The organism is Haloarcula sp. H-hyl6 (assembly GCF_056934455.1).
On record NZ_JBRIIK010000001.1, the window covers coordinates 217,001 to 236,550 of the forward strand.

Here is a 19,550-nt window from a genome sequence, read left to right on the forward strand (position 1 = left end):
GACTCGTAGGGATGCGACTCGGTAAGACGACGCTGCTACACTTCGGGTCACAGGTCGTCGTCTCCGGGGCCGGATTCGCGGTGACGTGGGTCATCTCCTACCTACTGGGCGAGGAGGTGCTTGGTCAGTACGCCGTCATCGTCGGTCTCGGCTTCTTCTGGCTGGCGATTCCGATGGCGGCCGTCGGGACGGCTGTGCGGAAGCGAATCAGCGAGGGACGCGACGCCGGGTCGTACTTCGGCGCCGGCGTGGTCCTCAACGCGGCGCTCGGTGCGCTCATCGCCGGTGTGGTGTTACTCGCTGGAGAGGTCGTTACCGCCGTCGATTCGTCCCCCTCACAGACGTTCCTGCAGATACTCGTCCGGTATAACCTCGAAGTGGCCGCCCTCGTCGCCAGCACGGCCGCCTACACGACCGTCGCGGCCGGCCTCGAAGGACAGAAGCGGGTCGCGTGGACCGGGTGGCTGCAGGCATTCGAGCGCGTCACTCGTTCGACGGCGCAGGTCGCCCTCGTCGCGCTGAGCTTCGGCGTCTCGGCGCTGGTCGCGAGCCACGCCGCGGCGCTGACCGTCGCGGCCGTCGTGGGCCTACTCTCCAGCCGGGTTCGACCCGACGTACCGGGGTGGGAGGAGGTCCGCGAACTCGTCAGTTACGCCCGGTACGCGTGGATGAGTTCGCTCCAGACCCACGTCTACGGCTGGATGGACACCATCGTCCTCTCCTTCTTCGTCGGCGCGGGTCTCATCGGCATCTACGAGGCCGCGTGGGGCATCGCTTCCCTGCTCGGTATGGTGAGTCTCTCCATCCGGCGGACGCTGTTTCCGGAGGTGAGCGACCTCTCGGAGCAGGGCGACTACGACTACATCCGTCACATCCTCGAAGAGGGGCTGATGTTCAGTGGCGTGTTCGTTATCCCGGGCCTCGCCGGCGCACTGGTCATCGGCGAGCGAGTCCTCCAGTTCTATCGCCCCTCGTTCGGACAGGGGCAACCGATACTCATCGTCCTCGTCCTCGCGTACGCGGCGGACGTCTACGCCTCGCAGTTCCTCAACGTCATCAACGCCGTCGACGAACCGCGCGCGGCCTATCGAGTGAACGTCGTGTTCATCGTCGCCAACATGGTCTTGAACCTCCTGTTGGTCTGGCAGTTCGGCTGGCTCGGGGCCGCGGCGGCCACGGCCACCGCCTCGGGGCTCCGGGCGGTGCTGGGCTATCGAACGCTCGCACAGACAATCGGCCGTCCGACGCTCCCGCTCAGGGAAATCGCGCTAGAGGGCGTGGCCGCCGCCGCTATGAGCGGCGTCGTGTTGCTCGCCCGACCCGTGGTCCCGTTCCGTCGGTCCGGGACGCTCATGCTCGTCGGCATCGGCACGATGACGTACGGCGTCGTCCTCCTCCTCGTCTCCGGCCGGGTCCGGAAGAAGGTTCGCTCGTTGCGCGCGACGGCGGCCTGAGCGGCGTTGAGTCGGGACCAGCACCCTTAACCCGGCCTGTGCCGGACCGGGCCGTATGGACAACGTCCTCCTCGTGACGATAGACTCGTTGCGGGCCGACCACGTCGGCTACCACGGCTACGAGCGGGACACGACGCCGAACATCGACCGCCTCGCCAGCGATGGCAGTCGCTTCATGCGGACCTTCGCCCACGGTGGCAGCACCATGTTCTCGTTTCCCGCCATCCTCACCGGCGTCACGCCGCTGATGTACGGGGGCCACGACCGAGTCTCCGAGTCCCAGACACTCGTCTCGGAAGTGTTCGACGAGGCCGGCTACCAGACCGGCGGCTTTCACTCGAACCTCTACGTCTCCGGCCAGTTCGGCTACGACCGCGGCTGGGACGAGTTCTACGACTCCGCCCCCGACCAAGGGTTCCTCGCGAGCGCCCGGAAGTGGGCCAAGACCAACCTCGAAGACACGCCGCTGTTCCCGATTCTCCAGTGGGGGTACGACAAACTCGAATCGGAGGGTGGCATCAACGTGGGGTCCTACCACGTCCCCGCCGACGAGATGACCGACCGTGCCATCGAGTGGTTGGAGACGTCCGACGACGACCGGCCGACGTTTCTCTGGGTCCACTACATGGACGTCCACCACCCCTTCTTGCCGCCGGAGGAGTACCAGCGCCACTTCCGCGACGACCTCGTCAGCGACTCCGAGTCGATAAAGCTCCGCCGGAAGTTCATCGAGGAACCGGAGGCCGTGACCGACGAGGAACACCAGCAGTTCATCGACCTCTACGACGCCGAGATTCGGTTCAACGACGCCGAGGTCGGCCGTCTGGTCGACGCAGTCGAGGACCAGTGGGGCGAGGACTTCGTGCTGGCGCTGACCGCGGACCACGGCGACCACTTCCTCGACCACGGCTACTTCGGCGGCGCGAACGCCCTCGACATCAAGACTCACGTCCCCCTGTTCGTCTCGGGATGGGACGACGACCGGAGCTACGACGAACTCGTCGGCCTCACCGACCTCCCCGGAACGCTGGTGGACGCCGCGGGGCTGGAACCCCCCGAGAACTTCTACGGCGAGAGCCTTCGCCGCCTCGTCTTCGACGACGGATGGGACCGCGACGCTATCTTCGGCGGGTGGACCAACCGAGAAGGACAGGACACCAACTTCGTCCGCGAGGACGAGTGGAAGCTTATCCGTCGCCCCGACGGTGAAGACGAACTGTACGACCTCGTGTCCGACCCCGAGGAGCGGACGAACGTCATCGGCGACGAGCCAGCGACGGCGCGCCGCCTCCAGAAGCGTATCGACGAGCATCTGGAACTCGTGCGGGCGACGGCGGACGAAGACGTCGAACGGCCTGACATGGACGAGGACGTCAAAGAACGGCTCCGGCGTCTGGGCTACTCCGAGTAGCTACGGCGAGACGGCGGCTAGAATCCGGCGGTATCGCTCACGGGCGGCCTCGAAACTGTACTCCGTCTCTATGAGCTCCCGCCCGTTCTCGCTGACTCGCAGCAAGTCGTCCCTGTCGAGGATGCCCTCGATGCCGTCGGCAAGCGCCGCCGGGTCGCGCGAGTCGATGAGAAATCCCGTCTCGCCCGCACGAACGACATCGGGGACGCCAGAGACGGGCGAGGCGTACACCGGCGTCCCGCACGCGAGGGACTCCAGAATCGTCGTCGGGAGACCCTCCGTCGGCTGTGAAGGCAGGACGAGCAACGCGAGGTCGTTCAGTTGCTCGCCGACCTCGTCGTGGTCGACCCATCCGGTGAGTTCGACGCGCCCGGCCTCGATTTCGTCTTCGAGTTCCGCTTCGAGCCACCCCCGAAGGTCGCCGTCGCCGATGAACCGGAACGTCACGTGCTCGGGCAGTCGCGTCGCCACCTCGGCGAGTTCGCGGACGCCCTTCTCCTCGTCTAGGCGGCCGAGGAAGCCGACGACCGCCTCGCGGTCCTCGTACGGTCGCTCGACGGCGAACTCGTCGGTCCGGACGTACCGTGCACCGGTCGGGTAGACGTCCGGGGCCTCCGGATGAAGGCCCAGTTGGCGGGCCATCTCCGGCGTGTAGGTCACCACGCCGTCGGCGGCGGCGAAACCCGCGCGTTCGAGTGCCCGGACGAGGCCCGCGAGGCCCCGAGCGAGCGGGGCCGGCATCCGCTGTTCCCAGTTGAGGCGGAGCGTCAGTGGCACGTCGCCGCGCGGTTCGACGAGCACCGTCTTGCCGAGCGCACGAGCGGCGAGGATGGGCAAGAGGTACGACGTGGCCCCGTAGAACAGGACCACGTCCTCGTCGCGGTCCGCGAGGACGCGACACATCCGCAGTTGGTTCAGCAGGAACCGCGCCGCGGCCACGGCCACGGAGTCGCCCGCTCCCTTGCGCGTGAGTTCGACGAGTTCGCGGCGCTCGCGTATCTCGGAGTCGTCGGGCAGGTCGGCCGTCACGAGAGCGACCCCGGTCACGGCCGCGAGGATGTCGAGCAGGCTCCGGGTCGCGTTCTCGCCGGCCGCGGCGAGGGGGTGCGTGACGACGCAGACGTCGGGGAGGTCGCGTTCCGTCATCGAGTTACCCCCAGACGTACATCCCGTAGAGGTACCCGAAGCCGACGGCCCCGGTCAGGACGAACAGGAAGAGGAGTTGCAGGACGCCAGCGACAGACGGCGACCGGACGAGACCGGCCAGTCTCTCTGGCACGAACGAGAACAGCAGGTCTCCGAGGAAGTCCGACTCGTCCCCCGTCGAGTCGGGGACGAACACCTCCATGCCGCGTTTGGAGTACCCCTGCCAGAATGCCCGGTCGACGAGCCAGCCCGGGTCAGTCCGGTAGTCGAATATCTTGTGTGCGACGAGCGCCTCGGGGACGTAGTAGACGCCGCTCCCGTACTCGCTCTCTAGGCGAGCGCACAGTTCCGTCTCCCCACCTTGCAGGTTCTTCGCGCCCTGTCGGCCGCCGATGTCGTCCTCGAACCCGCCCAGTTCGAGGAACACGTCCCGCCGGAAGGAGATGTTCGAGCCGAACGTGTTGCGAACCTCTCCGGCCTCCTCGGGGTCGCCGTCGGGGCCGAAGCCGCGATGTGTCACGCCGACGAGCCAGTAGAACTCCTCGGGGAGGAACGAGGGCTTGCCGGCGACCCACGCGGGAACCATGCGGCCGCCGACGGCGAGTCGGTCATCGTCTGCCTCGTAGGCCGCGACCAGTTCGGCTACCCAGTCCTCGTCGGCGACGGCGTCGTCGTCTAAGAACGCGACCACGCCACCGGTCGCTATCTCGGCCCCGTTGTTTCGGCTCTCCAGCAGGCCGACGTTCTCGTCGTTACAGTAGGTCAGAACGTCGTCTCGGTCCCCGAAGTCTCGTTCGTACTGGTCGTACACCGCCTCGTCGCCGTCGGAGACCAACACCAGTTCGACGTCCTCGTACGACTGGTCGAGGACGCTCTCGGCCGCCGCCCGACAGTCGTCGTACCGTTCCATCGTGTGCGTACACAGGACGACCGAGACGCGCATGCACGAAGGTCCACCACGGGCGCTGTTAGGCGTTTCCATCCCGACTGCGGAGAGAGGTCAAAAGGCTTATGCGCGCGTTGGCAGTGGTTCGGACCAATGAGTCAATCGCGGGGCTATCTCGACGACTACCCCGAACTCGAGTCCGCCCTGGACTGGGTGCAGGAGTGGTACCACATCCCCACACTCCTGGTACTACTCGGGTTCATGCTGTGGAACAGAGTCAGAAACTACTCCAACTTCGTCGTCGACGGCGAAGTACTGTTCAGCGGGCAGGACCCGTGGTACCACTTCCGGTCGACGATGTACGTCGTCAAGAACTGGCCGGCGACGATGCCGTTCGACCCGTGGACGTACTTCCCGAACGGGACGGCCTCGGGCCAGTTCGGTACGCTGTTCGACCAAGTGTTCGCGACCATCGCCCTCGTCGTCGGTCTGGGGTCCCCGAGCGAACAGACTGTCGGGATGGTCGCCATCGTCGCCCCCGCCGTCATCGGCACCGTCGCGGCGATTCCGACCTACTACATGGGTCGCCGTCTCGGCGGCCGCCTCGGCGGTGTCACCGCCGTCCTCGTCCTCGCCCTCTCGGCCGGGACCTTCCTCCAGCGAGGCCTCGTCGGAACGTACGACCACCAGGTCGCCGAGGGCCTCCTGCAGGTGACGGCCGTCTTCGCCGTGATGGTCGCCGTCAGCGTTGCGGAACGGGACAAGCCGGTCTACGAGCAGTTCGGAGAGCGCGACGTGAGCGCGCTCCGTGACACCGTCGGCTACTCCCTCCTCGCGGGCGTGGCAATCGCCCTCTACCTCTGGACGTGGCCGCCGGCGGTCCTCCTACTGGGTATCCTCGCCACGTTCTTCCTGCTCTGGCTGACAATCGAGTTCGCTCGCGGGAAGAGCCCCGAACACGTCGCCATCGCGGGCGCGGTGATGATGGGCGCGGTCACCGTCTTCAGTCTGGCCGCCATCAATACGCTCAGCATCACGGCGACGGACCACTCGCTGCTCCAGCCCTTGCTCGCGTTCGGGACCGGTGCCGGGACCGTATTCATGGCGTGGCTGGCCCGGTACATGGAGGCCGAAGACTACGACCGGAACCTCTACCCCGTCACCGTCGGCGGCATCATCGTCGTCTTAACCGTCCTGATGGCCATCCTCACGCCCGACCTCCTGAGCTACTTCGTCGACCAAGTGCTCCGGGTCGTCGGATTCACCTCGAGTCCGTCCGCCACGCAGACCTCCGTCGGCGAGGCGACGCCGCTCCGGAACCCCGGCGTCCTCTACCGGTACTACGGACTCGCGCTGTTCGTCGCCATCGCCAGCGCGCTGTTCATCGCGGGCAAGCAACTGTTCGACCGCGACGCGCCCGCAGAGCAGTTCCTCATGGTCGTCTGGGGCGCGTTCATCCTCGCGGCCTCGTTCACGCAGATTCGCTTCGGCGTCTACCTCGTCTTCCCCGTGGCCGCGCTGACCGGGTTCGCCGTCACGCGCGTCGTCTCGTGGGTCGACTTCTCCGCCGACGACGGCATCGAGGTCTACGAGGTCCTCACCGTCGTCGCCCTCGTCTTCACAATCGTCGGACCGCTCCTGTTCGTCGCGCCGACGGCGGCCGCCGTCGGGGCCACCGCCGCGCCGGGCGGCGAAGCGCAGGGCTGGAACGACGGCCTGGACTGGATGAGCGAGAACACGCCCGTCGAGGGCGCCTACGGCACGGGCGACGGCGCGAGTCTGGAGTACTACGGCACCTACAAGATCCGGGACAACTACGACTACCAGCAAGGCGAGTACGGCGTGATGTCGTGGTGGGACTACGGGCACCTCATAACGGTCGAGGGACAGCGCATCCCCGTCGCCAACCCGTTCCAGCAGGGCGCGACCAGCGCCGCGAACTTCCTGCTGGCACCCAACGAGAGTCAGGCCAACGACGTCCTCCAGAGCATCGACGAGGACGACGCACAGACCCGCTACGTCGCCGTCGACTGGAAGATGACGAGCGTCTACGGCCAGTACAACGGGAAGTTCTTCGCGCCGCCGCGCTTCTACGACGTCTCGAACGTCTCCGAGACCGACTACTACCGGAGCGTCGTCGACCAGCGGACCGGCCAGCGGTTCAACTACCGCACGCAGGCGTACTACAACACAACCGTCGTCAGGCTGTACGAGTTCCACGGGAGCGCCGTCCAGCCACAGCCAGTGGTGCTCGACTGGGAAATCGCCCAGCAGAACGGCCGGCAGTATCGAGCCACCCCGTCCGACGGCCGCACGGTCAAGCAGTTCAACACGATGGCACAGGCGCGTGCGTACGTCCAGAACGACTCCACCTCACAGGTCGGCGGCTTCGGGACCCTGCCGAGCGAGCGGATTCCGGCGATGGAGCACTACCGCTACGTCGGGTCCAGCGAGCGGGACGCCTACGAGTCGACCGCTCACAACCGCGGCCAACTCATCGAGGCCCAGAGCACGGGCATCCGGTTCCAGCCGGCGACGAACGGCACCTGTCCGGCCAACGCGACGAGGCTGGCGCTCGAGGGCCGGGCGTTCTGTATGCCGGACGCCGCGTCGGACCTGATGAGCACGAACAACCCCGCGTGGACGAAGATATTCGAGCGCGTCCCCGGGGCCACCATCGAAGGGACCGGCCCGGAGAACAGCACGGTCACCGCGGCCGTCCGCATGCGTAACCAGGAGACCAACGAGACGTTCGTCTACCGCCAGCAGGCCCAGACCGACGAGAACGGGAACTTCCAGATGACGGTCCCGTACTCCACCACCGGCTACGACCAGTGGGGGACCGAAGCGGGGTACACGAACGTCAGCGTCCGCGCCGAGACGCAGTACCAGTTCACCGCCCGCGGCACCCAGAACGGGAGCGCGATGGCCTTCGTCGGGACGGCCGACGTCAGCGAGGGGCAGGTCATCGGGGAGAACGAGACGGCGTCCACCGTCGAGCTGGAACCGCTGTTCCAGCGGCAACCCTCCGAGAACCAGACCGTCACCAACGAGTCCTCGGCAGACGAGGGGCTGACGAACGAGACGTCCGAGAACCAGACGACGACGAACGAGACGTCGGGCGACGGGTCGACGACGGAGACGGCGACGCCGTCCTCGACTGAGACGGCGACGCCTTCCGGCACCGAGACCGCGACCCCGACGAACACGTCCGAATCACTCGCGGCACCCGTTCGCTCCGCACCCTGAGAGCCGGCCGCTCTTTCTCTCACTCAGCGCGTTTCGTCGGGTTCGACGGCCTCGTTCCGCCAGCTAGCGAACCGGTTCAGCATCCCCGTCTCGTCGAACCGTTCGATGCAGGGCACCTCGTAGGGGTGGAGCTCTTCGACCCGGTCAGCGAGGTTCGCGTATCGCGCGTCGGTGGTCTTCGCGAGCAACAGCACCTCGCTCTCGTCGTGAATCTCGCCCTCCCAGCGGTACACTGACTCACAGTCGACCCTGTTGACGCAGGCGGCGAGACGCTCTTCGACGAGCGCGGTGGCGATGTCGCTTGCGGCCTCGGGCGGTGCGGTGACGTAGGCGGTCGGCATACCGTCGGAGACTGCCGCCGCCGAGAAGAACGTTCCGTCGGTTACTCCGCGAGCGGATTGAACGTGCCGTTGATGTCCCACTCGTGGAGACAGTGGGGGTTCCCCGCCAGTTTCTCGCCGTCTTCGACGGCGATGCGCCAGGTGTTCAGGTCCTCGTCCCACACGTCACGTCGCCCACAGCGTTCACACTCCCGTTCGCTGGGCGAGACGATAGCTACCATACGCCCCGTGAGGGAGTGGGCGATTATCAGCGTGCCGGTCCCGTCCGGGGATGACGTTTTGTCGCTCGACCCGGTACACCCGAGCGATGGGATTTCACACCTTCGACGCCGACCGGGCCTCGGAACTCGAAGACCCGAGTCGCTACGAGTACGTCTCCGTCGACGAGTTGCTGGCCCTGTTCGACCCGGGTCCGGAAGACGTCGTCGTAGACCTCGGCAGTGGGACGGGCTTTTACACGGACGACGTGGCCGCCGCCGCGGGAACGGTGTACGCGTTGGACATGCAGGCCGAGATGCACGACCTGTACCGGGAGAAGGGGATGCCGGAGAACGTGGTCCCCGTCACCGGCGACGTGGCGTCCATGCCCGTCGAGGGACCGGTCGACGCCGTCGTCTCGACTATGACGTTCCACGAGTTCGCCACGCCCGAGGCCATGGACGCCGTGACCGACGTACTGGCACCGGGCGGGCGGGTAGGGTTCGCCGACTGGTCGCGCGCGGGTGCGGGCGACGACGGGCCGCCTCTCGACGAACGGTACGCCGCCTCGGACGCCGTCGAGATGTGCGAGGCTGTCGGTATCGAGGTTCACCGCGCCGAGGACCGACGGGAGACGTTCGTCTTAGAAGGGGTGCTCTAGAAGTCTGGTAGGTCGCCAGCGTCTACTTCGTCCGCTTCCCAGTCGACGTACTCCTCTAGGACGACGTCACACACCACCTGTCCGAGTTCGGTCAGCGCCGCGTTGATGGAGGACACCGTCTCCCAGGACTCGATGTCCGGGTGAATCTGCCGTTCGCGCCAGTCTTCAGGGAGCCCCGGCGCGTGGTACCCGACGCGCCCCGCGAAGGAGTCCCAGAAGAAGTCGAACTCCGAAATCAGGTCGAGGTCGGTGACGACGGCCCACGCGTCCTCGTCCAGCGAGGTGTCGGCCGCCCACCGCTCGAACGCGTCGGCCCACGCGCCCTCGTCCAGCACGTCGGCCAGTTCGTCGCGCCGGTACTCGTCGCCCTGTACCTCCACGTCCTCGTAGTCCTCGGCGCCCATCGCACTGGACAGTTCGGGGCGGTCGGGGACGGAGACATCGAGTGCCATACGCCGCTTTCGACACCGACCGGGATAAACGTCAACGCTCGCCGTCGAGTGCCGCCTGCTGTAGGGCACGCCCCTCGTCCGAATCGACGGTGAGGTCCGGCACTGGCTGGGGGTCGCCAGCGTCGTCGACTGCGACGTAGACGGAGTACGACTCCGTCGTGGGTTCGCGGTCCCCCGTTCGGGGGTTCTCCCGGGCCGCCTTCAGTCGAACCTTGACGCTCGTCGTCCCCGTGTCGTAGACGTACGCTTCGACGACGGCCGTGTCGCCGACGGGAATCGGCCGCTTGAAGTTGACTTGGTCCATCCGTGCGGTGACACAGCTCTCGCCGGCGAAGCGCATCGCGGCCATCGCGCCGAGTTCGTCCATCCACTTCAGGACGTTCCCGCCGTGGGTGGTCCCGAGGTGGTTGGCGTGGTTCGGCTGGACCATCCAGCGGTTCTCCAGACGCGTCTCCGAGAGGTCGACCATACCGTCCACTCCCACTCCTCTCCAATCAGTGTACCGACGGAACGACGAGACGGTCGCGTCAGGCCGCGACGTACTGCGATTCCCAGTCCTGGCGGGCGTCGAGTTCGCGCTGTCCCCGACGGGTCAGCGTGTAAAAGTTGGTCCGTCTGTCGCGTTCGCCCTTCTCGACTAGCCCTTTCTCGACGAGCGTGTCGAGGTTGGGGTAGAGTCGGCCGTGGTTCACTTCGCTCTCGTAGTAGTCCTCCAGTTCGTCCTTGATGGCGAGTCCGTGCGGTTCGTCCAACCCGGCGATGACGTACAGCAGGTCGCGCTGAAACCCTGTCAAGTCGTGCATGTTTCCCGATAGTTCAGTGGGGCTCTACACGTATCATTATTGCTGATTAAAGAGTGAGTAGCTTACGTTTTGGTTATCCGCTTGAGTCGTGTAGTTACCCGATATATGTTACTGTAAATTAATGAGTCTCGTTCGAATCATCGAGATATCATGACCGCGTTCTTGTCGCCATCGTTATACTAGTTGCTGCGTTGACAGGGGGCCTCTCCCGACCCGACAACGGTAAAGGACGCGACTGTGTAACGCGGGTGATGACCGAACACGCGGCGTCGGCGGGCGACGACACCCCGTCCCCATCGGGCGAGGGGTCGGTAACCGTCGTCGGGACGGCCCACGTCTCCGAACACAGCGTCGAAGAGGTGGAGGCGACCATCGAGGAACGGCGCCCCGACATGGTGGCGGTGGAACTCGACGAGGGCCGGTACCAGCAGATGAAAGGCGAGACGCCGGACGACCTCGACGCGAGCGACCTGCTGCGTGGCAACACCGTCTTCCAGTTCCTCGCCTACTGGATGCTGTCCTACGTCCAGACTCGTCTGGGCGAACGCTTCGACATCGAGCCGGGGGCCGACATGAAGGCCGCCATCGACACCGCCGAGGGACTGGGTCTCGGGGTGGCGCTTGTCGACCGCGACATCCAGACCACTGTCCAGCGGTTCTGGGCCCGACTGACGCTCCGTGAGAAACTCACGCTCGTGGGCAGTCTCCTCGCCGAACTCGGCCCGCCCGTGACGGTCGGGTTCACCATCGGGTCCGTCTTCGGCTTGCTCGGCGCGGTGCTCGCCACGACGCTCGGCGGGCCGTACGTCGTTCCCGCCGGAGTCGTCTCCGGTGGTATCGGGGGCGGCCTCCTGAGCGTCCTCGACGCCGTCGTCGTCGGGGTTCTCGTCACGTCGCTCGTCGGCCTCCCCATCGCCGCCGTTCTCACGCGGATTCGGAGCGGCGGCGAGGACGTCGAGGAGTTCGACCTCGAAGAACTGACCGACACCGACGTCGTCGGCGCGATGATGGAGGAGTTCCGCCGGTTCTCGCCCGGGGGCGCGGAGGCGCTCATCGACGAGCGTGACGCCTACATCGCCCACCGACTCGTCGGCCTGCGCGAGGCGGGCTACGACGTGGTGGCCGTGGTCGGCGCGGGCCATCAAGCCGGCATCGAACGCTACCTCGAACACCCCGAGGAACTCCCGCCGCTGGACTCGCTCACCGGGAGGGAGACGGGCAGCCGATTCTCGCTGTACAAACTGTTCGGCTACCTCATCACGCTGGGCTTTCTGGCATTCTTCGTCCTGTTGGCGATGGCCGGCGTGCGCAACACCTTCCTGTTGCAGGTCTTCGCGGCGTGGTTCCTCATCAACGGCGTCGCGGCCGCCGGTCTCGCCCGTCTGGCGGGCGCTCACTGGAGCAGTTCGCTCGTCGGCGGCGGCGTCGCGTGGATGACCAGCGTCAACCCGCTGTTGGCGCCCGGGTGGTTCGCCGGCTACGTCGAGTTGCGCTACATCTCGGTGAACGTCGGCGACATCGGGAAACTGAACGAGATTCTCGCCGACGAGGAGGCCCCGATACTGGACCTCGTCAGGCGCATGCGGGCGGTGCCGCTGTTCCGCCTCATCCTCATCGTCGCGATGACCAACATCGGGAGTATGATAGCCAGTTTCGCGTTCCCGGTCGTGGCGCTGCCGTACCTCGCCACGCAGGACCGCGACGTGGCGTGGGTCGTCTCGAAGATGGTGGAGGGCGCACAGAACAGCGCCGACCTCGTCTGGGGGCTGGTCGCGTGAACGTCTCGTTCAGCAGGGAGGAGATGCAGGACCTCCTGATAGCGTGGCTGGCGCTGGGCGCGGCTTTCACATTCCTGTTGGAACCGGCGCTCCGGTCGGCTCTACTCGGACAGTTCGGCGGCCTGACGATGGGCGCGGCCGTCCAGACGCTCGTCGTCTCCCTGTTGACCGTCGGCGTCGGCTTCCTGTTGCACGAACTGGCACACAAGGTCGTCGCCGTCCGGTTCGGACAGGTCGCGGCGTTCAAGGCCGACTACCGGATGCTCGGGTTCGCCATCGTCGGCGCGCTCGTCGGTTTCCTGTTCGCCGCGCCCGGCGCGGTCGTCCACCGCGGACGCATCACTCAGCGGGAAAACGGCCTCATCGCGCTGGCCGGCCCGGTGACGAACCTCCTGTTGGCCGCCGTCTTCCTCGTGCCGTTCCTCCTCGCCGTCCTCGGTGGCGTCGGTGGCATCTTCTGGGACCTCGCCCGCCGGGGCCTCCAGATTAACCTCTTTCTCGCGGGGTTCAACATGCTCCCGTTCGGTCCGCTCGACGGCCGGAAGGTCCGCGAGTGGAGCACTGCAGTCTTCCTCGCCGTCGCGGTGCCGTCGATTCTGCTCGCGTTCGCCGCGCTGTTCGTGATTCCGTTCTGAGCGCGGGCGAACGATGCTCTTTTGCCCGACCCACGCACCGTCTCGGGTATGACCGACGACGCGAGCGGGGCCGACGCCTCGGAGGACGAGGAGGGACTGACCTACGCCGAGACGGGCGTAGACATCGACGCGAGCGAGGCCGCGACGAAGGCGCTCATCGGAGCCGCCGGCGAGTTCGAGGGCGACTACGCCGGCCTCGTCGACATCGGCGACCAGTACCTCGCACTGGCGACCGACGGCGTCGGGACGAAACTGCTCGTCGCCGAGGCCATCGACGACTACTCCACCATCGGCATCGACTGCATGGCGATGAACGCCAACGACCTGCTGGCCGCGGGCGTCGAACCGGTGGCGTTCGTCGACTATCTGGCCGTGGAGAACCCAGACGAGGAGACCAGCGAGGAGATAGGGGCCGGCCTGCGAGAGGGGGCCAAACGGGCGGGCGTCGCACTCGTCGGCGGCGAGACGGCGGTGATGCCCGACGTCATCAAGGGACTGGACATCGCGGGCACCTGTGCTGGGTTGGCACCGAAGGGCGCGGTGTTTCCCGGCGAAGCGGAGACCGGTGACGTCCTCGTCGGGTGGCCCTCCTCGGGCATCCACTCGAACGGTCTGACGCTCGCTCGGGAGGCCGTCACCCGGAACCACGACTACACCGACCCGTTCCCCCCGAACCCGGACGTGACCATCGCCGAGGAACTGCTGACCCCGACGCGCATCTACAGCGAAGTCCTCGCTCCGCTTCGGGACGCGGAGACCCACGCGGCGGCCCACGTCACCGGCGGCGGGTGGACCAACCTCACGCGGATGGGCGACCTGCGCTACGAGGTTACGGACCCGTTCGACCCGCAGGCCGTCTTCGAGTTCGTGCAGGAGGAGGGGAACGTCGACGACGAGGAGATGCATCGGACGTTCAACATGGGGACGGGGTTCGTCGCGGCGCTACCCGAGGACGACGCCGAGGCCGTCGTCGAGGCGTCTGAGGATGCACGGGTCATCGGGCACGTCGATGACGGCGACGGCGTCGTCGAAGTGCGCGGCCTCGAACTGCAGGACTGAGTGCGGTCCCGAGGTATCGAGGGACCGCTTTTTTCGCCCACGTTTTTCGAGGAGTGGACCGCGAGCGAAGTGAGTGAGTCCCGACGACGAAAAAGGTGGATGCGGGACCGGGTTCGTCGCGGCGCTACCCGAGGACGACGCCGAGGCCGTCGTCGAGGCGTCCGAGGACGCACAGGTTATCGGGCACGTCGATGACGGCGACGGCGTCGTCGCCGTGCGTGACCTCGAACTACGGGAGTGAACTCAGACGGAGAGGACGTCGGACTCGGTTTCCTGCTCGGCGATTCGTAACTGGAGCGCCTGCCGGATGTGGTACCGGGTGGTGTCGTCGTCGGCCTCCGCCAAGGCGGCTTCGAGGTGTGAATCGAGGGAGTTCTGCGTCGATGACATTGGTGTGACGCTCGTCAGTCGCGCCAGCATGGACATATAATGCAACGACCGTTTTCTCGCCCGTTACCGTTCTTAGGCGGCGTATAATGCGCTTAACAGCTGTTTCAGAAGTGATAGTGGACGAGTCGGCACCCGGCCGAGCGGAACCCCTCAGCTAACCGTCCGGGCGATGTCGGCCTCGGTGATGACGCCGATGGTCTCGCCGCTCTCGACGACCATCACGGCGGCGTTGTGGTTGAGGTAGGCGTCCACCTCGTCGATGGTGGCGTCGGGTTCGACGGTGGCGATGGACTCGTGCATCACCTCGGCGACGGGCAGGTCGCCGACGTTCTCCTCGGGTCGCTGGCGGATGTCGGAGTTGCCGATGAGGCCCTGCGGGGACCCGTCGCGGATGACCGGGACCTGCGAGTAGCCCTTCTCGTCCATCAACTGCTTGCTCTCGTGCACCGAATCGTCGGGTTCGACGCTGACCACCGGCGAGTTCATCACGTCGCGGGCCCGGACGATGCCGCCTTCGGCCTCGTCGAGGGCGTTGACGATTCGCCGAAGGGTCGAGAGGCGCGGGTCGACGTCCTCACCCTCGATGCGGGCGATGAGCGGTTGGGAGACGTCCGCCCGTTCGGCGAGTTCGCTCTGGGTCAACTCCAGTTCGTTGCGCCGTTCCCGCAAGTCCTCGGGTGTCGGCAGTTCCATGCACTGCTATAACTAAAGGTAATACAAAAAGCCACCGCCTCCCCGTTCGTCAGCCGCGGAGTCAGGCCTCGGCTTCCGCCTCGTCGTCTTCCTGCGTCTCGAACACTTCGACGACCTTCAGCGGGACGTCGCGGAGCGCACCGCCGATTTCGCTCTTGGCGATGCGCTGGGCGTGTTCCATCGACTCGGCGTTGAACACTTCCATCTCCAACACCAGTCCGACGAGAGCGGTGTCTGCGGCGATGAACGCCGAGTCGAACGGTTCGCCACACGCCGGACAGCCAGTCGCGCCGACTTCGACTTCGACGTAGTCCATCTCGGCTTCGTTGAGGCGCTTGCCCGCCTCGCTCACCGCGACGCCGATGGCGTCGTCGATGTCGTCTACGTCACGGACCAACCAGGCGGCTTCCATCGCTACGAGGTAGTTCATACACGAACTCTCGTGGTCCGAGTACTCGTTAGTTTTGATTCGCGGACGGTGCGCACGTCACCGTTACTATCCGCATAAGTTACGAGAACGCCGGGCTTTTCCAACGCTCCAGTTACGTCTGACCGGTCAGTTCACCCACATCTATTTGCCTTTCCTGCAAGTGCGCTTTAATCGATAGACGGCGGCGTGGTCATCTATCACGAACGACGCAACTATCTCGTGAGTCGGTGCGAAGAGTTATATATCGGCTGTTGCCTGCCATCTGGCGAGGGACATGGAATCCCGACTGTACACCGCAACGCTGTTCGCACTGTATCAACTCGCGCTGTTGGCCGGCATCGTGCTGCTGCCGATAGCCATGGTCACCGAACGGGTCGGACTCAGACTGCCCGTCAACCGAGTCGTGGAGGGACTTGGAGAGGCGTACGACCAGGCGAGCGCGTAAGCGCGGTGGCGGCGTCCGAGGGAGGCGGTCAGCCTCACCACAAAAAGAGGTTTTATCAGCGGCCGAGTGGTATCGGGCGGTAATGAGAGACACGACTCCTGACTTCTCACGCCCCCCGACGGCCGACGAGTTCCAGACCGACCCCTACGAACCGGAGGTCGGGTCGCTGCCCGACCAGTCCGGGCAGGACGAGGAGAAGGTCAACAAGACCGGAACGACGACCATCGGCATCTCCACGAGCGAAGGCGTCGTCATCGCGACGGACATGCGCGCCTCGCTGGGGGGCCGATTCGTCTCCAACAAGAACGTCCAGAAGGTAGAGCAGATTCACCCGACGGCCGCGCTCACGCTGGTCGGGAGCGTCGGCGGCGCGCAGTCGTTCATCCGCTCGCTCCGCGCCGAGGTCAACCTCTACGAGGCCCGCCGCGGCGAGGACATGAGCATGCAGGCCCTCTCGACGCTCGCCGGGAACTTCGCCCGCGGCGGCCCGTTCTTCGCCATCAACCCCATCCTCGGCGGCGTTGACGAGGACGGCCACCACGTCTACTCCATCGACCCCGCCGGCGGCGTCATGAAGGACGACTACACCGTCACCGGGTCCGGCCTCACCGTCGCCTACGGGACGCTGGAGGACCGCTACGAGGACGACATGACCAACGACGAGGCCCGCGAAGTCGCCGCCGCCTCCATCAAGGCCGCCGCCGAGCGTGACACCGGGTCGGGCAACGGTATCTACCTCGCCGACGTCACCAGCGAGGGCGTCGACATCGAGGGCTACGACTTCGACGAACTGCTGTAACGCGTCTTTTCACGGTGATACCGGTCCTCGCGTGCCCCGAGCGCGGCCGACGTCCGAGAACGGGGGAACTAAACGCGGACCGGACGCACAGACGAGTATGGAACTGTTCGGGACCGCCGGAATTCGCGGGGACGTCGTCGAGCGAGTGACGCCCGAACTCGCACTGCGGGTGGGGCGGGCCGCCGGGCGAGACGGTGAGGCGTTCGCGCTCGGCCACGACGGCCGGGTGAGTTCGCCGGCGCTCGCGGACGCTCTCGCGGCGGGACTGGCGAGCGCCGGGGCCGACGTCGTCCGGGTCGGACAGGTCCCGACCCCCGCGCTGGCGTTCGCCTCGCAGGGGCGACGGGGAGTCATGGTGACCGCGAGCCACAACCCGCCGACGGACAACGGTATCAAACTGTTCGTGGACGGGCAGGAGTACGACGGCGACGCCGAAGCCACCGTGGAACGCCGGGTCGAGGCGGACGAGCGACCAGTCCAGTGGGGGTCGTGGGGCCACGCGACCGCTCTGGACGTACTCCCCGACTACCGGGCGGCCGTGGCCGCCTTCGCCAGTAGATACGGCGCGGACCCCGAGGACACGACCGTCGCCGTCGACTGCGGGAACGGGATGGGTGCAGTCGGGACGCCGCAGGTCCTGCGGGCACTCGGTGCCGACGTGCTGGCGACCGAAGCCAACGTCGACGGCTACTTCCCGGCCCGCGAGAGTAAACCCACGCCGGAGACGCTCTCGAAGTTCCGCTCGTTCGTCGCCGGGACGGACGCCGACTTCGGCATCGGCCACGACGGGGACGCCGACCGGTTGGTCGTGGTGGACGGCAACGGAGACGTGGTCCACGAGGACACCGTCGTGGCGATGCTGGCCGAGCACTACACCCGGGCGTCCGAGGCCGGCGACCCGGTGGTGGTGACGACGCCGAACGCCTCGGGTCGCATCGACGAACGGGTCGAAGCCGCGGGGGGACGAGTCGAGCGAGTCCACCTCGGCGCGCTCCACGAGGGCATCGCCCGCGAGCGAGCGGCGGGCGGCGAGGACACCGCCGTCGTCTTCGCGGCAGAGCCGTGGAAACACATCCACACGGCCTTCAGCGGGTGGATAGACGGCGTCGCGAGCGCCGCCGTCCTCACTCGCCTGTTCGCCGCCGAGGACCTCTCGGCCCGCCGCGAATCCATCACCGAACGCCCGTACCAGAAGGTGAGTGTCTCCTGCCCCGACGACCTGAAGGCCGACGCGATGGCCCGGGTAGGTGAGACACTCCCCGAAGCGTTCCCCGAGGCCGACGTGTCGACGGAGTACGGCGTCCGCCTCTCGTTCCCGGACGACTCGTGGACGCTCGTGCGGCCGAGCGGCACGGAACCGTACGTCCGGGTGTACGCCGAGAGCGACGACGTGGAGACGCTCGCCGATGCGGTGCGCGACGTCGTCGCGGCCGCCGTCGATTCCGCGGGCGACGGCTGACGAAACCGCCGGTGGCTATTTGCCCGGGCCACCCGACCCGTCGGTATGGACGACCTGATGGACGCGGCGCGGGAGGCTATCGACGCCTCCTACGCGCCGTACTCGGAGTATCGCGTCGGTGCCGCCATCGAGACGGCCGACGGCACCGTCTACACCGGGTGCAACGTCGAGAACGCGAACTACAGCAACAGCATTCACGCCGAGGAGTTGGCTATCGGGTCCGCCGTCAGAGACGGCCACCGGGAGTTCGCCCGGCTCGCCGTCTCCTCGGACAAGCGCGACGGCGTGACTCCCTGTGGGATGTGCCGACAGACGCTGGCGGAGTTCTGTGACGACGACTTCCCCATCTACACGGACGGCGAGGACGGCGGGGAGTACACGCTGGGCGAACTGCTCCCGACCACGATTACGCCCGCCCACCTCGACAGATGACGGGCGACAGCGAGGACCCGAACGACGAGGAACAGTACCACCTCGCCGTCGGCCCCGACGACGTGGCCGACAGCGTCCTTCTCCCGGGGAACCCCGAACGCGTCGAAAAGGTCGTCGCCGACTGGGACGACTACGAGATAACGGGCGAACATCGAGAGTACCGGACGGCGACCGGCACCCACGAGGGGACCCCTATCTCCGTCACCTCGACCGGAATCGGGTCGCCGTCGGCGGCAATCGCCGTCGAGGAGTTGGCCCGCGTCGGCGCTGACACCCTCCTGAGGGTCGGGTCCTGCGGGTCCATCCAACCGGAGGCCAGCGTGGGCGACTTGGTCATCACGACCGGCGCTGTCCGGCAGGAGGGCACGAGCAAGGAGTACGTCCGCGAGGACTACCCCGCCAGCGCCGACCACCGCGTCGTCTCGGCGCTTGTCGCCGCCGCCGAGGAGTTGGGCTACGACTACCACCTCGGCGTCACCTGCTCCACCGATAGCTTCTACGCCGGCCAGTCGCGCCCGGGGTTCGACGGGTTCGAGGCCCGCGACAGCGACGCCAAAATCGACGAACTCCGAGCGGCCGGCGTCGTCAACTTCGAGATGGAGGCCGCGAGCATCCTCACGCTCGCCAGCATCTACGGCCTGCGTGCGGGCGCGGTGTGTACCGTCTACGCCAACCGCGAGACGGGGGAGTTCCGCACCGAAGGCGAGCGCAAAGCGGCGAAGTGTGCCAGCCTCGCAGTGACGTACCTCGAACGGATGGACGAGGCCGTCGACGAAGCGGACGCCGACGGGTGGCACGCCGGACTCTCGATAGAGCGGTAGCCTCATCG

At 66.7% G+C, this 19,550-nt stretch carries 23 protein-coding genes; 13 read left to right on the plus strand and 10 right to left on the minus strand.

Annotation, left to right across the window (positions count from 1 at the left end; genetic code table 11):
• Nucleotides 1-11 precede the first annotated feature (11 nt).
• A complete protein-coding gene (locus Hhyl6_RS01005) occupies nucleotides 12-1,454 on the plus strand; it encodes an oligosaccharide flippase family protein (RefSeq protein ID WP_483737356.1) in 1,443 nt (480 codons plus the stop codon).
• Nucleotides 1,455-1,509: 55 nt separating this feature from the next.
• The gene (locus Hhyl6_RS01010) at nucleotides 1,510-2,865 is read left to right on the plus strand and encodes a sulfatase family protein (RefSeq protein ID WP_483737357.1); all 1,356 of its coding nucleotides are present in this window, start codon (nucleotides 1,510-1,512) and stop codon (nucleotides 2,863-2,865) included.
• Here Hhyl6_RS01010 and Hhyl6_RS01015 read toward each other — a convergent pair whose 3' ends face one another.
• Nucleotides 2,866-4,011: a glycosyltransferase gene (locus tag Hhyl6_RS01015; protein ID WP_483737358.1), complete on the minus strand. Its 1,146-nt coding sequence runs from the start codon at nucleotides 4,009-4,011 to the stop codon at nucleotides 2,866-2,868.
• Nucleotides 4,012-4,015: 4 nt separating this feature from the next.
• Nucleotides 4,016-4,954 (minus strand): glucosyl-dolichyl phosphate glucuronosyltransferase, encoded by a 939-nt coding sequence (gene aglG / locus Hhyl6_RS01020; protein WP_483737359.1) that lies wholly within the window; start codon nucleotides 4,952-4,954, stop codon nucleotides 4,016-4,018.
• Between the two features lie 96 nt (nucleotides 4,955-5,050).
• Here aglG and Hhyl6_RS01025 point away from each other — a divergent pair, with 96 nt between their 5' ends.
• Entirely contained in the window at nucleotides 5,051-8,146 is a 3,096-nt protein-coding gene (locus tag Hhyl6_RS01025) for an oligosaccharyl transferase, archaeosortase A system-associated (RefSeq protein ID WP_483737360.1), read from the plus strand.
• Between the two features lie 23 nt (nucleotides 8,147-8,169).
• Here Hhyl6_RS01025 and cutA read toward each other — a convergent pair whose 3' ends face one another.
• Nucleotides 8,170-8,487 (minus strand): divalent-cation tolerance protein CutA, encoded by a 318-nt coding sequence (gene cutA / locus Hhyl6_RS01030; RefSeq protein WP_483737361.1) that lies wholly within the window; start codon nucleotides 8,485-8,487, stop codon nucleotides 8,170-8,172.
• Nucleotides 8,488-8,528: 41 nt separating this feature from the next.
• Nucleotides 8,529-8,708, minus strand: a complete 180-nt coding sequence (locus tag Hhyl6_RS01035; RefSeq protein ID WP_483737362.1) for an HEWD family protein — start codon at nucleotides 8,706-8,708, stop codon at nucleotides 8,529-8,531.
• 86 nt (nucleotides 8,709-8,794) lie between these two features.
• Between Hhyl6_RS01035 and Hhyl6_RS01040 the strand changes: the two genes are divergently transcribed.
• Nucleotides 8,795-9,346 carry a class I SAM-dependent methyltransferase gene (locus Hhyl6_RS01040; protein WP_483737363.1) on the plus strand — a complete coding sequence of 184 codons (552 nt, stop codon included), beginning with the start codon at nucleotides 8,795-8,797 and terminating at the stop codon, nucleotides 9,344-9,346.
• On the opposite strand, the gene Hhyl6_RS01045 is transcribed toward Hhyl6_RS01040, so the two are convergent.
• Genes Hhyl6_RS01045 through Hhyl6_RS01055 form a run of 3 tightly spaced genes read right to left on the minus strand, consistent with a single transcriptional unit; the run spans nucleotide 9,343 to nucleotide 10,601 of the window.
• Entirely contained in the window at nucleotides 9,343-9,798 is a 456-nt protein-coding gene (locus tag Hhyl6_RS01045) for a DUF7992 family protein (RefSeq protein ID WP_483737364.1), read from the minus strand. The genes Hhyl6_RS01040 and Hhyl6_RS01045 overlap by 4 nt on opposite strands.
• 31 nt (nucleotides 9,799-9,829) lie before the next feature.
• Nucleotides 9,830-10,267 (minus strand): acyl-CoA thioesterase, encoded by a 438-nt coding sequence (locus Hhyl6_RS01050; protein WP_483737365.1) that lies wholly within the window; start codon nucleotides 10,265-10,267, stop codon nucleotides 9,830-9,832.
• A 58-nt stretch (nucleotides 10,268-10,325) separates the two neighbouring features.
• Complete coding sequence (locus tag Hhyl6_RS01055) at nucleotides 10,326-10,601, minus strand: PadR family transcriptional regulator (RefSeq protein WP_483737366.1); 276 nt, start codon at nucleotides 10,599-10,601, stop codon at nucleotides 10,326-10,328.
• 251 nt (nucleotides 10,602-10,852) lie between these two features.
• Here Hhyl6_RS01055 and Hhyl6_RS01060 point away from each other — a divergent pair, with 251 nt between their 5' ends.
• The 4 genes from Hhyl6_RS01060 to Hhyl6_RS01075 all read left to right on the plus strand — a co-directional run bounded on the left by Hhyl6_RS01060 (nucleotide 10,853) and on the right by Hhyl6_RS01075 (nucleotide 14,314).
• Nucleotides 10,853-12,379, plus strand: coding sequence for a TraB/GumN family protein (locus tag Hhyl6_RS01060; protein ID WP_483737367.1), 1,527 nt, complete (start codon nucleotides 10,853-10,855; stop codon nucleotides 12,377-12,379).
• Nucleotides 12,380-12,402: 23 nt separating this feature from the next.
• The gene (locus tag Hhyl6_RS01065; RefSeq protein WP_483739655.1) at nucleotides 12,403-13,014 is read left to right on the plus strand and encodes a zinc metalloprotease; all 612 of its coding nucleotides are present in this window, start codon (nucleotides 12,403-12,405) and stop codon (nucleotides 13,012-13,014) included.
• A gap of 48 nt (nucleotides 13,015-13,062) precedes the next feature.
• Complete coding sequence (gene purM / locus Hhyl6_RS01070) at nucleotides 13,063-14,073, plus strand: phosphoribosylformylglycinamidine cyclo-ligase (RefSeq protein ID WP_483737368.1); 1,011 nt, start codon at nucleotides 13,063-13,065, stop codon at nucleotides 14,071-14,073.
• A gap of 73 nt (nucleotides 14,074-14,146) precedes the next feature.
• On the plus strand, nucleotides 14,147-14,314 hold the full coding sequence (locus Hhyl6_RS01075) for a hypothetical protein (RefSeq protein ID WP_483737369.1): 168 nt from the start codon (nucleotides 14,147-14,149) through the stop codon (nucleotides 14,312-14,314).
• Nucleotides 14,315-14,316: 2 nt separating this feature from the next.
• Here the strand turns inward: Hhyl6_RS01075 and Hhyl6_RS01080 are convergent, their stop codons facing one another.
• From Hhyl6_RS01080 to Hhyl6_RS01090, 3 genes are all read right to left on the minus strand, one after another.
• A complete protein-coding gene (locus Hhyl6_RS01080; protein ID WP_483737370.1) occupies nucleotides 14,317-14,463 on the minus strand; it encodes a hypothetical protein in 147 nt (48 codons plus the stop codon).
• A gap of 150 nt (nucleotides 14,464-14,613) precedes the next feature.
• On the minus strand, nucleotides 14,614-15,156 hold the full coding sequence (locus Hhyl6_RS01085; RefSeq protein WP_483737371.1) for a CBS domain-containing protein: 543 nt from the start codon (nucleotides 15,154-15,156) through the stop codon (nucleotides 14,614-14,616).
• Between the two features lie 61 nt (nucleotides 15,157-15,217).
• Complete coding sequence (locus tag Hhyl6_RS01090; protein WP_483737372.1) at nucleotides 15,218-15,586, minus strand: DUF555 domain-containing protein; 369 nt, start codon at nucleotides 15,584-15,586, stop codon at nucleotides 15,218-15,220.
• A 274-nt stretch (nucleotides 15,587-15,860) separates the two neighbouring features.
• Here Hhyl6_RS01090 and Hhyl6_RS01095 point away from each other — a divergent pair, with 274 nt between their 5' ends.
• The 5 genes from Hhyl6_RS01095 to Hhyl6_RS01115 all read left to right on the plus strand — a co-directional run bounded on the left by Hhyl6_RS01095 (nucleotide 15,861) and on the right by Hhyl6_RS01115 (nucleotide 19,542).
• Nucleotides 15,861-16,031 (plus strand): hypothetical protein, encoded by a 171-nt coding sequence (locus Hhyl6_RS01095; RefSeq protein WP_483737373.1) that lies wholly within the window; start codon nucleotides 15,861-15,863, stop codon nucleotides 16,029-16,031.
• An 82-nt stretch (nucleotides 16,032-16,113) separates the two neighbouring features.
• Nucleotides 16,114-16,830 carry an archaeal proteasome endopeptidase complex subunit beta gene (gene psmB, locus Hhyl6_RS01100; protein ID WP_483737374.1) on the plus strand — a complete coding sequence of 239 codons (717 nt, stop codon included), beginning with the start codon at nucleotides 16,114-16,116 and terminating at the stop codon, nucleotides 16,828-16,830.
• A gap of 97 nt (nucleotides 16,831-16,927) precedes the next feature.
• Nucleotides 16,928-18,289, plus strand: coding sequence for a phosphohexomutase domain-containing protein (locus Hhyl6_RS01105; protein ID WP_483737375.1), 1,362 nt, complete (start codon nucleotides 16,928-16,930; stop codon nucleotides 18,287-18,289).
• A 45-nt stretch (nucleotides 18,290-18,334) separates the two neighbouring features.
• Entirely contained in the window at nucleotides 18,335-18,721 is a 387-nt protein-coding gene (cdd, locus tag Hhyl6_RS01110; protein ID WP_483737376.1) for a cytidine deaminase, read from the plus strand.
• Nucleotides 18,718-19,542: a nucleoside phosphorylase gene (locus Hhyl6_RS01115; protein ID WP_483737377.1), complete on the plus strand. Its 825-nt coding sequence runs from the start codon at nucleotides 18,718-18,720 to the stop codon at nucleotides 19,540-19,542. Before cdd ends, Hhyl6_RS01115 begins: the two co-directional genes overlap by 4 nt.
• Nucleotides 19,543-19,550: the final 8 nt, after the last annotated feature.